This window comes from Frigoribacterium sp. AC512 (assembly GCF_979258295.1).
On the sequence record NZ_OZ409850.1, the window covers coordinates 2096220 to 2108000 of the forward strand.

7 protein-coding genes, 1 tRNA gene and 1 pseudogene are annotated in these 11781 nt (G+C 72.4%); 3 read left to right on the plus strand and 6 right to left on the minus strand.

Features of this window, described 5'->3' with window-relative positions:
* Positions 1-3: 3 nt before the first annotated feature.
* From ACZZ97_RS09540 to ACZZ97_RS09555, 4 genes are all read right to left on the minus strand, one after another.
* Entirely contained in the window at positions 4-1125 is a 1122-nt protein-coding gene (locus ACZZ97_RS09540; RefSeq protein ID WP_463473787.1) for a glycerate kinase, read from the minus strand.
* 127 nt (positions 1126-1252) lie between these two features.
* Positions 1253-1329, minus strand: a tRNA-Met gene (locus ACZZ97_RS09545).
* 156 nt (positions 1330-1485) lie between these two features.
* Positions 1486-4392, minus strand: a complete 2907-nt coding sequence (locus ACZZ97_RS09550; protein WP_399540138.1) for a UPF0182 family membrane protein — start codon at positions 4390-4392, stop codon at positions 1486-1488.
* 167 nt (positions 4393-4559) lie between these two features.
* Positions 4560-5669, minus strand: a complete 1110-nt coding sequence (locus ACZZ97_RS09555) for a YlbL family protein (protein ID WP_314102041.1) — start codon at positions 5667-5669, stop codon at positions 4560-4562.
* A gap of 99 nt (positions 5670-5768) precedes the next feature.
* Here ACZZ97_RS09555 and ACZZ97_RS09560 point away from each other — a divergent pair, with 99 nt between their 5' ends.
* Together ACZZ97_RS09560 and ACZZ97_RS09565 are read left to right on the plus strand one after the other, a co-directional pair.
* Positions 5769-7145, plus strand: coding sequence for a zinc-dependent metalloprotease (locus ACZZ97_RS09560; protein ID WP_314102040.1), 1377 nt, complete (start codon positions 5769-5771; stop codon positions 7143-7145).
* 586 nt (positions 7146-7731) lie between these two features.
* A pseudogene (locus ACZZ97_RS09565) lies at positions 7732-8040 on the plus strand (hypothetical protein); the annotation flags it as partial.
* On the opposite strand, the gene ACZZ97_RS09570 reads toward ACZZ97_RS09565, so the two are convergent.
* Both ACZZ97_RS09570 and nudC read right to left on the minus strand, forming a co-directional pair.
* The gene (locus ACZZ97_RS09570) at positions 8039-9751 is read right to left on the minus strand and encodes an ATP-dependent helicase (RefSeq protein WP_463472992.1); all 1713 of its coding nucleotides are present in this window, start codon (positions 9749-9751) and stop codon (positions 8039-8041) included. The pseudogene ACZZ97_RS09565 and the gene ACZZ97_RS09570 sit on opposite strands and share 2 nt — an antisense overlap.
* On the minus strand, positions 9748-10680 hold the full coding sequence (gene nudC / locus ACZZ97_RS09575) for an NAD(+) diphosphatase (RefSeq protein WP_314102038.1): 933 nt from the start codon (positions 10678-10680) through the stop codon (positions 9748-9750). Before nudC ends, ACZZ97_RS09570 begins: the two co-directional genes overlap by 4 nt.
* A gap of 74 nt (positions 10681-10754) precedes the next feature.
* Here nudC and ACZZ97_RS09580 point away from each other — a divergent pair, with 74 nt between their 5' ends.
* Positions 10755-11750, plus strand: coding sequence for a phosphotransferase (locus tag ACZZ97_RS09580; RefSeq protein WP_463472993.1), 996 nt, complete (start codon positions 10755-10757; stop codon positions 11748-11750).
* The last annotated feature ends 31 nt before the right edge of the window (positions 11751-11781 follow it).

Genomic DNA, 11781 nt, shown 5'->3' on the forward strand with positions numbered 1-11781 from the left:
GACTCACGCGGTCTCGCCCGCCGCGTCGCCCGCGAAGCTGCGTGCGGTGGCGCGCGCGGCCAGCAGGGCACCGGCCTGGGTGAGCCACCGCTGCGGCTCGGCCCGCGAGGCGGCCGCGCCCCCGGCCAGGACGGACGTGTCGACGACGTCCACGAACCCGGCCGGGTCCGCTGCCACCTGGCCGGCCACGAGGGCGACCGGCACGTCGAGGGCACGAGCCGAGGAGGCGACCCACGAGACGAGCTTGCCGCCCGCCGTCTGGTCGTCGAACCGCCCCTCCCCGGTGACGACGAGGTCGGCCTCGGCGACCAGGCGGTCGAGCCCCACGGCCTCGGCGACGGCCTCGGCGCCGGAGACGACGGCGGCGCCCCAGACGAGGAGCCCGAAGCCCGTCCCGCCCGCGGCCCCGGCGCCCGGCGTCGACGGGTCGGCGTCGACCAGCACGGCGAAGCCCTCGAGGGCGCGCTCGAGGGCGAGGACGTCGTCGGGACCGGCGCCCTTCTGCGGACCGAAGACGGCGGCAGCGCCGCGCGGCCCCAGCAACGGCGCCGTCACGTCGGACCAGATCTCGACCCCGCCCGCGGGCACGGGCCGGAGACCGGACAGGTCGACCCGCACGGTCGAGGCCAGCCCGTGCGACCCGTCGACGACGGGCTCGCCCAGGGAGTCGAGGAGGCGCGCGCCGAGCTCCGTGAGGAGCCCGGCTCCCCCGTCGGTCGACGCGCTGCCGCCCAGCCCGACGACGAGGCGCTGTGCACCTGCGTCGAGCGCGTCGGCGAGCACCCGGCCGAGGCCGCGCGTGTGGGCGTCGTACGGCGCAGGTGCCGACATCAGCCCGAGGCCGCTCGACGACGCGAGCTCCGCCACGGCCGTCCCGTCGGGGAGCATCAGCCAGGACGCCGTGACGGCCCGTCCGTCGGGGCCGGGCACGACGACCTCGTGACGTGTGCAGGCGGGGAGCGCGGACTCGAGGGCGTCGAGGGTGCCCTCCCCGCCGTCGGCCAGGGGCAGCTCGGTCACGTGGTCGCCCGGCCGCACGGAGCGCCATCCCCCGGCGACGGAGGCGGCCACGGCGGAGGCACCCGCGGTCCCCTTGAAGGAGTCGGGCGCGACGACGACGGCTATGCCTGGCACAGGGACATGCTGGCACACAGGGCGCCGAGCACGAGAGAGCCGGACGCGGGGAACGACAGGAGCCGGGAACGACAGAAGCCCCGATCGAGTGACCAGGGCTTCTGTCGTGGTGCGGCGTTGGTTGCGGGGGCAGGATTTGAACCTACGACCTCTGGGTTATGAGCCCAGCGAGCTACCGAACTGCTCCACCCCGCGGCACGAGAAGAAACTTATCACGGCATCTGACGCTCCACAAATCGAGGCCGCGAGAGGTGCGGTGAGGCGAGCCTGGTCGCTCTCCGAGCGCCTGCAGAGACGGCGACGGCCGCCCCCGACGAGTCGAGAGGCGGCCGTCGCCGTCAGGTCAGGACGTCACTGGCCGCTGGCGGCCACCGCGTCCTCGAGGGCGGTCTGGAGGCGCTGGTCGGCCTCCGCCGCCGCCACCAGGTCGTTCGACGCGTACGCCGCCGCACGGTCGTCCAGCGCGGACTGAGCGTCGGCCAGGGCCGCGTTCAGCGCCGAGTTGCCGGTGTCGGTGCCCGCGTCCGGAGCCGGCGTCGCCGTCCCCGGATCGGTCGTGCCCGAGTCGGTGCCCGTGTCGCCGCCGGTGTCGGTCGACGTGCCGTCGTCCGTCTCGGGCACGGCGTCGTCTCCGGCCACCGCCCCGGAGTTGCCGCCGAACAGCGAGTCGAGCGCGCCGTTCAGGGTGTCCTCGAAGGCGATCTTCTCGCCGAACGAGACCAGCACCTTCTGCAGCACCGGGTACGACGTCTCGGAGTTCGACTTCACGTAGATCGGCTGCACGTAGAGCAGGCCGCCGCCGACGGGGAGCGTGAGCAGGTTGCCCCGCACGACGCTCGTGTCGCCTCGGGTGAGGAGCGCCAGCTGGTTCGCGACCGCCGTGTCGGTGTTGAAGTTGTTCTGCACCTGTCCGGGGCCGGGCACCGTGTCGGTCTTCGGCAGGGTCAGCAGCGAGAGCTTCCCGTAGTTCTCCGAGATCTCGCCCGGCGTCGAACCGGCGTCCGCGTTGGCCGCCAGGTACCCGGTGAGCACGTTCCTCGCGTTCTCGCCCGACTGCTGCGGGATGTACGTCGAGTAGATGGAGAAGGCCGGATCCTGGTCGGGCAGCTGGAGCGTCAGGTAGTACGGCGGCTGCAGCGGCGGGCTGGCCGCGTTGCTCGTCGGCTCGTTGGGCGTGACCCACGCGTCGTCGCTCGAGTAGAACGAGTCGGCGTCGGTGACGTGGTACGTGCCGAGGATGGCGCGCTGCACCTTGAACATGTCCTGCGGGTAGCGGACGTGCTGCATGAGCTCGACGCTCATGTCGCTGAGCGGACTGACCGTCGACGGGAAGATCTTCTCCCAGGTCTTGAGGATCGGGTCCTCGGTGTCCCAGGCGAAGAGGTCGACCGACCCGTCGTAGGCGTCGACCGTCGCCTTGACCGAGTTGCGGATGTAGTTGATCTCGTTCGACGCGTAGACGGGACGCTCGGTGTAGGTGTCGGCGATCGCGTCGGACAGGGCCTGCGGCTTCGAGTACGGGTACTCGCGCGTCGTCGTGTAGGCGTCGACGATCCACTTGACCTTGCCGTCGACCACAGCCGGGTAGGGCGCGCTGTCGATGGTCAGGTACGGAGCCACCTTCTGCACCCGCTGCGCCGGGTCACGGTCGTAGAGGATCTGCGAGCCGTCGTTGACGGCGTCGGACAGGAAGACCTGCTCGGACTGGAACTTGATGGCGTAGATGAGCTTCTTGAAGGCGCTGTCGAGCTTGGGCCCGCCGTCGCCGCTGAAGGTCGTCGTCTGGTTCGTGCCGTTGTCGTTGCTGCCCGAGGGGTAGTCGAGCTCGATGTCGTCGCCTCCGTCGCCGCCGACGATCGAGTAGGCGGGCGACTCCTGGCCGAAGTAGATCCGCGGCTCGTACTCGTCCGCGGCGCCGAGCGCACCGTTGACGGGGATGCCCGACTCGAGGAACACGGGCTGGCCGTCGGCCGAGCGCTGGTTGCCGTAGGCCGCGACGACGCCGTAGCCGTGGGTGTAGACGAACGTCGTGTTGTAGGGCGTGGCCGAGCTGCCGAGCTGGTCGGTGTTGAGCTCGCGCACGGCGATCACCGTGTCCTGCGTCGCTCCGTCGATCGTGTACCGGTCGACGGAGAGCTGCTCGGGGAAGCTGTAGTACTGGCGGTACTGCTGCAGCTGGGCGAAGGCGTCGGTCACGAGGGCCGGGTCGATGATGCGGATGTTCGCGGTCGTGACCGCGTCGCCCGCCAGGGCGCCCGCCTCGGCGTCGGAGACGGCGTCGTACGGCTGCTCCTCGACGTCGGAGACGCCGTACGCGTCCCGGGTGGCCTGGATGTTCCGGTCGATGTAGGTCGACTCGACGGTGCGCTCGCTGGGCTCGACCTGGAATCGCTGGACGATCCACGGGTAGATGCCGCCGACGATGATGCTGATGATGATCAACGCGGCGGTGCCGATGACCGACAGGCGCCAGCGGCCGATGACGGCGGTCACGATGAACAGCACGGCGACGACCGCCGCGGCGAGCGCGAGGATCTGCTTGCCGGGGATGCCTGCCGCGACGTCCGTGTAGGTGGCACCCGTGATGAGCTTGTTGGTGCCGTCGGAGAGCGTGGCGTACTGGTCGAGCCACAGGCTGACGCCCTGGAGCAGCAAGTAGACGGCGGCCGTCACGGCCAGCTGGATCCGCGCGACCCGCGAGATGCGGACGTCGCGGCCCGAGAAGCGGAGCGCGCCGTACAGGTAGCTCGTGGCGAGGGCGGCGATGCCGCTGATCAGCACGACCGCCGAGGCGAAGCCGACGACGCCCTGGTAGAAGGGCAGCTCGAACACGTAGAAGCCCACGTCGAGGCCGAACTGCGGGTCGGTCTGGCCGAAGGGCGTCCGGTTGAGCCACTGCAGGGTCGTCTGCCAGTTGGTGGACGTGGCGATGCCGGCGAAGAGGCCGAGGACCACGGGGACGCCGATGACGACGACGCGGCGCAGCGGCTCGATGACCTGCTGGTAGCGGTCGAGCTGGGAGTTGAGCTTGGCGTAGACCGGCCGGAACCGGAACGCGACCTCGATGCTCACCCACACCGGCACGGCCATGGCCACGAAGCCGACGAAGAACATCGCTGCCCCGGCCAGCCACTGGGTCGTCAGCACGTTGGCGAAGCCCAGCTGGTCGTACCAGAGGTAGTCCGTCAGCAGCGACGAGAAGATGAAGAACGCGATGACCAGGGCGGCGAGGACCGCCACCGTCACCAGGACGGGCAATCGGGGCGAGCGTCGTACGGGTCGCGACGATGCGGGTGACGTCAAGTGGTTGCTCCTGGATCAGGGGACGTGGACGGCCATCCTACGGGGGCCGCTCCTGAACAGGCTGCGAGCCCGCCCATCGTCCTCGACGCGTCCATGAAGGACCTGGACGCGCCTCCTCGCGCCTACTGCGCCGAGCAGGTGGGCAGCGCCCCGGTGTCGCCTCCGTCGGCCACGGTCTCGAGCGCCGTGACGGCGTCGTCGAGGGTGGCGACCGAGTAGACGTCGAGCCCGTCGGGCACGTGGCCCACGACCTCGTCGCAGTTCGAGCTCGGCGCGAGGAACACGGTCGCGCCGGCGTCGCGCGCGCCGTAGAGCTTCTGGCGGATGCCGCCGATCGGGCCGACCGTGCCGGACGCGGTGATCGTGCCCGTGCCCGCGACCCGCTCGCCGCCGTTGAGCTCGCCGGGCGTCGTCTTGTCGATGATGCCGAGGGCGAACATCATGCCGGCGCTGGGGCCGCCCACCTTGTCGAGGCGCAGGGTGACGTCGAAGGGGAACGTGTAGTCGACGCTGACGCCGACCCCCAGCAAGGAGGTGCCCTGCACCTCCTGGGGGGTGATCTGCTCGGTCTCGCGCTGGCCCGACCGCTCGACCACCACCTCCGCGGGGGACGTCGCCCCGTTGTCGGCCACGATCGAGCGCAGGGCGTCGACGTCGCCGTTCGTCGTCAGGTCCTCGCCGTTGACGCTCACGAGCACGTCGCCCTCCTCGAGCACGCCCTCCGACGGACCACCGGGCGAGACCTGGCTCACCGAGACCGTGCTGGGGACCCGGTACCCCTCGTGCACCAGGGCGGCGGCGACGGCGGACTTCTGGGAGTTCTGCATGTCGACGGCGTTCTGCTCGTCGACCTGTTCGTTCGAGACGCCGGAGGGATAGATCGCCTCGACCGGCACGACGGCCCGGCTCGGGGAGAACCAGGAGCCGACGACCTCGATCCAGCTCGGGCGGACGGACTCGTTGCCCTGGACGCTCACGGTGAGGAGGTCGAGGGAACCCGCCGTGGGGTAGGTCTCCGCACCGTCGACGGTGATCAGGGGGGCGTCCTCGCCCTCGTACTCGGCGGTGCCCAGGGTGTCGAAGACGGGGCCGGGCTGCTCGATCAGGTACGGCGACGGGATGAAGGTGAGCGCGAGGCCGGAGACCAGGGCGACGCCGAGCAGGGACCAGCCGAGGCGTGCGGAGCGGCGACCGGCCGTGGCGGCTCGGGTCGGGGGCGTGAACAAGGCCACGGGTGTTCCTCTCGCTGTTCGCCACGGGCGCAGCGAAGGACCCTGGGGCATCGGCCGGGATCCAGGCTGTTCCTGGGGCCACGAGCTAGCGTAGCCACCATGACCGATGATCCGCAGCGCGAGCCTGAGGACGAGTTCCGCGACATGCTCCGCCAGTTCCTGTCCGGCGACTCCGAGATCGATCCGTCGCAGCTCGCGGGTGCCGCGGGGCTGCCGAACGACCCGGCCTTCGTGGCCCAGCTGATGAGCCAGCTGCAGTCCGCCGTGGCCCGCAGCGGCGACGGCATCGACTGGTCGGTCGCGACCGACCAGGCCGCCTCCGTGGGCACGCAGTCCGCCGTCGCGACCAGCCCGGCCGACGGGCGGGCCCTCGAGCAGGCGTTCCACGTCGCGGCCCTCTGGCTCGACGACGTCACCTTCGTCTCCGAGCTCACTGTGGCGCCTCGCCTGCTCACGCGCGCCGAGTGGGCACGGCTCTCCATGCCGGTGTGGACCCAGCTCGCCGAGCCGGTCGCCGAGTCCATCGCCGATTCCCTCACGAACGTCCTCCGCGAGCAGGCCCCCGAAGAGATGCAGCAGCTCCTCGCCGGTGCCAGCCAGGTGATGCGCAGCGTCGGCGGCACGTTGTTCGCGATGCAGCTCGGCCAGGTCGTGGGCCAGCTCTCGACCGAGGTCGTCTCGGGCGGCGACGTCGGCATCCCCCTCCTCGACGACCAGCAGGCCGCGCTCGTGCCGCAGAACGTCGCCGCCTTCGGCGAGGGCCTCGACATCGAGACCGACCAGGTGCAGCTCTACCTCGCGGTGCGGGAACTGGCCCACGCCCGGCTGTTCCGGCACGCTCGGTGGCTCCGCCTCCACCTCATCTCGTCCATCCGCGAGTTCGCCCAGGGGATCCGCATCGACACCGCCCGGCTCGAGGAGCTGGCGGTCGACTTCGACCCCTCCGACCCGGGCGAGCTGCGCGACGCGCTGGCGAGCGGCGCGCTGATCCCCCCGAAGACCGACGAGCAGCTCGCCGCGCTCGGCAGGCTCGAGACGACCCTCGCCCTGATCGAGGGCTGGGTCGACGTGGTCACCGCCCAGGCCACCGCGCGCCTCCCCCGCTCCGCCGCGATCGCCGAGACCGTTCGTCGCCGCCGAGCCGCAGGCGGGCCGGCCGAGTCCGCGTTCTCCACGCTCGTCGGACTCGAGCTGCGGCCGCGCCGGCTGCGCGAGGCCGCGGCCATGTGGTCGGCCGTCTCGGAGGCGGTGGGCGCCGAGCAGCGCGACGCTCTCTGGTCGCACCCCGACATCGTGCCCACCAGCGCGGACGTCGACGACCCGCAGGCGCTGATCGCCCGGCTCACGTCGAGCGAACCGGCCTTCGACGACGTCGACCAGGCGATCGAGGACCTCCTGAACGACACCAGCGACGACCGTCCCCGTGAGGCGGAGGACGGCTCGGCCGACGAGCCCGGCTCCTCCCCCGCCCCCTGAGGACCACGGGAGCGCCCGAGCTCCTGTGGACAACCCGGCGGGGCCGCAGGACGTGGTCCAGTCTCGTCAGGTGCCCCGCCCCTCGCCGCTCCGTCTCCCTGCTCGTGCTCCCGTCGTCTGGCGTGATCCGTCGTCGCTCCAGATCGGGGTCGAGCACGTCCACGCGGTCGTCGACCGGGTGACGGCGGGGCAGGCGGAGTTCCTGGCGGCCGTCTCGGCCGGCCTCGGGGCCGGGGGCATCTCGGCGGTGGTGGTCCAGGTCGGCTGCGACGGGTCCGAGGCCGCCGACCTCGTGAGGCAGCTCGGGCCCGTCGTCCTCCCCGGCCCCACGGCACGGCGCACTCCGGCACCCCGCCCGGTCGTCCGGCTCGCGGGGCGCGGTGCCCTGGCCGACGAGGTGGGGCGCGTGCTCGAGTCCTGCGGCCTCGGCGTGCTCCTCGAGGACGGCGAGTCGGCCGCCTCGGCCGCCTCGACGCCGGGTCGGGTCGACGGGGCGCGGCAGCACGTCGGCGTCGTCGTCGGCGGCCTCGCCCTCGACCCCGTCGTCGTGTCCGAGTGGCTGCGCCGGGACGTGCCGCACGTCCTCGTGCGCGTCGGCGACCGCTCGGTCCGCGTCGGTCCGGTCGTCGTCCCCGGGGTGACGGCCTGTGCGCGGTGCCTGCACCTCCACGACGGCGACCGCGACGGTGCGTGGCCGGCAATCGCGGGGCAGCTGGCCGCGCTCCCCGTCGCCGCGCCTCCCCTGCTCGTCCTCCGGGACGCCGCGGTCCGGACCGTCCGTCGGGTCCTCGCGACGACGACGTCCCCCGCCGGGGGCGACGTCGACGGCGACGGCCGCGTCAGCGGCTCCGAGCCGGCGGAGGTCGTCCGCATCGACCTCGACACCTACGAGGTCAGCTCGTCGATCGTGCGGCCCCATCCCGGCTGCGGGTGCGGAGCTCCTCCAGGAACCGGCTCGGTCGACGCTCGCCGCCCCGGCCCTGGCCGCTCGGCGCCCACGAGAGACGCAGTCGCTCCCGCGCCCGGGTGATGCCGACGTAGAGCAGGCGTCGCTCCTCGTCTATCGCCTCGAGGCCCTGGGCGTAGCTGATCGGCACGAGCCCCTCGCTGAGGCCGACCAGGTAGACGCTGCGCCACTCGAGCCCCTTGGCCGAGTGCAGGGTGGCGAGGGTCACCGCCGCCATCGTCGGCTCGTGCTGTCCGGCCTGCCTCGCCAGCAGCTCCTCCACGAACTGCACCAGGGTCGTCCCCTCCGGCGAGGCCTCGGCGAGGCCCATGAGGGCGTTCAGCGACTCCCAGCGGTCGCGGAGGGCGCCTCGCTGCTCCGGCGCCTCCTGCGTCCAGCCGAGGGAGCGCAGCACGTCGCTGACCGTCTTGAAGAGGGGCTCGCCGATGATGCTGACCGAGGCTCCCTTGAGCATCATCACCGCCTCCTTGACCTCTCGGAGGTCGAAGAACCGGGTGGCGCCGTGGATGCGCGTCGAGACTCCCACGTCGGCCAGGGCGCGCTCCAGCGCCGCGGCCTGCACGTTGACCCGGTAGAGCACGGCGATCTCCTCCGGCGCGACGCCGCTCGCGATCTCGTCGGCGATCGTCTGCGCGACCCCGCGGGCCTCCGCCATGTCGGTCGGGTACTGCACGACGGGCGGCACGGGCCCCGTCGACTCGACCGCCGGGTGCAGGTGCAGCGCACCCGGCCGGCCCCGCATCAGCTGGTTCGCCGTGTCGACGATCTGGCGCGACGACCGGTAGTTCTGCTCGAGCCGGACGACCGTCGCGTCGTCGTAGCGGGAGCCGAAGCCGAGGAGGTAGTCGGCCGAGGCCCCGGCGAACGAGTAGATCGTCTGGCTCGCGTCGCCCACCACGCAGAGGTCGTTGCGGTCGCCGAGCCAGAGCTCGAGCAGCTCCTGCTGCAGCGGTGAGACGTCCTGGTACTCGTCGACGACGAAGAAGCGGTACTGCTCACGGACCTGCTGCGCCACGCGGGGCTCGAGCTGCATCATCCCGACGGTCGCCAGGAGGACGTCCTCGAAGTCGAGCTGCCGGCGCTCGTCCTTGATGTCCTCGTAGGCGCGGTGCAGGTCGACGGCCTTGTCGACGGTGAGCGACGGGGGCAGGTTGCGCGAGTGCGCCTTGACGGCGTACTGCTCGACCGTGAGGCGGGACACCTTGCGCCACTCGATCTCGCCGGCGGTATCGCGCAGCGAGGCCGTGTCGAGCTTCAGGCCGACCCGCTCGGCGGCATGGGCCAGCAGCTTGCCCTTGCTGTCGATCAGCCGCGGCATCTGCCCGCCCATCGTCTGGGGCCAGAAGTACGACAGTTGCGACAAGGCCGAGGCGTGGAAGGTACGCGCCGAGACCCCGCCCGCACCGAGCTGGCGGAGGCGCCCCCGGAGCTCGGCCGCGGCACGCGAGGTGAACGTGAGGGCCATCACACGACCGGGCGCGTACACGCCGGTGGCGACCCCGTAGGCGATCCGGTGGGTGATCGCCCTGGTCTTGCCCGTGCCGGCCCCCGCCAGCAGGCAGACGGGGCCGAGCAGGCGCCTGGCCGCCTCGCGCTGTTGCTCGTCGAGGCCCGCGATCAGCGACGCGGCGTCGCTCACTGGTCGAGCTCGGCGCCGAACCAGTCCTCGATGATGGCGCGTGCGATGGAGGTGCGGCCGGGCAGGAGGACCTCGCCGAGCGAGGCGGCCAGCTCGTCGCGGCTGAACCAGCGCAGGTCGAGGATCTCGGCGCCGTCGGGCTCGAGGGTGCCCGGATCGTCGACGTCGACGCGCGCCGTGAAGCCGAGCATGAGGCTGGCCGGGAACGGCCAGGGCTGCGACCCCACGTAGCGCGGGTCGACGACCTTGACGCCGCTCTCCTCGAAGATCTCGCGCTGGACCGCGTGCTCGAGGGACTCGCCCGGCTCGACGAAGCCCGCCAGCAGCGACCAGCGGTTGGACTCCCACAGCGCGTTCGAGCCGAGCAGGAGGCGGTCCTCGGCGTCGGTGACGCCCACGATGATCGCCGGGTCGGTCCGGGGGAAGACCTCGTGGCCGTCGTCGGCGTCGCGGCCGACCCACCCGGCCTTGTCGCGGACGAGGGGACGGCCGGTGCGAGGCGAGAACCGGTGCGAGTCGTGCCAGTTGGCGAGCGCCACGGCCTCGACGGCCAGGCCGGCGTCCCGGTCGCTCAGCCGGGTGCCGAACATGCGGACGCTGCCCCAGTCGTCGTCGGTCGCCGACAGCCGGGCCGAGGCCTCGTCGTCGAGCAGGGCCGCGACCAGGGGCGTGCCCACGGGCTCGGCCGCGTCGGGGTCGAGCGACCGTCCGAGGTAGAGGTAACCGGCCGCCTCGGGGACCTCGCTCGGGGGCAGGAGGGCGAGACGGTCGCCGCCCGCCATCAGCAGGCGGGTGCCCCACACGGGGAGCACGCGCGTGCCCGAGTCCGCGAGGAGCTCGGGGATCGCGTCGGGCCTCTCTCGCGTGAGGTAGTCGCGATCGACCTGGTGTCGGGCGAGGGGCAGCCGGGACGTGAGCGGCGAGGACATCGGACGACCAATCATCGCGAGTTGACAGCGTGGCGAACGGCGGAGCACCGGACACTGCGGCCTACCCTGAGGGCATGGCCAGATCTCACCTCACTCTAGCCGCGTTGGCCACGGCCGCCGTCGCCGACCTCGACGTGCGCACCACCTCTCCGCACGGCTCCTCGACCGGCGACGTCGACTCCGCGCTGCTCACGACGGGGGCCGGCGACGAGCTCATCGTGCGCGTCCCCCGGTCGCAGCGCGCGGAGGCACAGCAGTCCGCCGACCTGGTCGCCCTCCGGGCCCTCAGCGCGGGCGTCCGCGGGCGTCTGCCCTTCGCCGTCCCGTCCTACCGGGGCCAGGCCCCCGTCGGCCGGACCCGAGGGATCGTCTACGACTTCATCGCGGGGACGCATCTCCGCACGGCCCAGGTGACCGGCGGCTCCGGCCTGCCCACGGCCCTCGGCCGAGGCGTGGCCGCGATCCACGCCCTGCCGACCAGCTTCGTCACCGACGCGGGGCTCACGAGCCACACGCCGTTCGAGGCGATGCGGTCGACGGCCTCGCTCGTCGACCGCGCCGCCTCCACCCGGCTGCTGCCCGCCGCGCTCCTCGAGCGGTGGGAGGCGGCGATCCAGGACCACGTGCTGTGGCAGTTCCAGCCCACCGTCGTCAACGGATCCCTCGACGCGGCGTCCTTCCTCGTCCTGGACGGCGCCGTCACCGGCGTCCTGGGCTGGCACGACCTGCAGGTCGGCGACCCTGCCCGCGACCTCGCCTGGCTGCTCGGCGCCGGCTCCGAGGCCGTCGACTCCGCCTTCTCGGCCTACAACGACGCCCGGGGCACGAGCGACCACCAGCTCCGTCGTCGCGCCACCCTCTACCGTGAGCTCGACACGGCGAAGTGGCTGCTGCACGGCACCGCCACGAAGAACACCGCCGTCGTCGACGACGCGGTCGGCATGATGGCCGCCCTGGTCGACCGGCTGCAGTCTCCCGACGGGGTGTCGATCTCGTCGGACTCGACGGCCGCGCTCGACCTCGACGGCGTCGAGGAGCTGCTCTCGACCACCGAGCGCCGGCACGGCTGATGCCCCGGTCGCGCTGACGGCCGGACCGGCT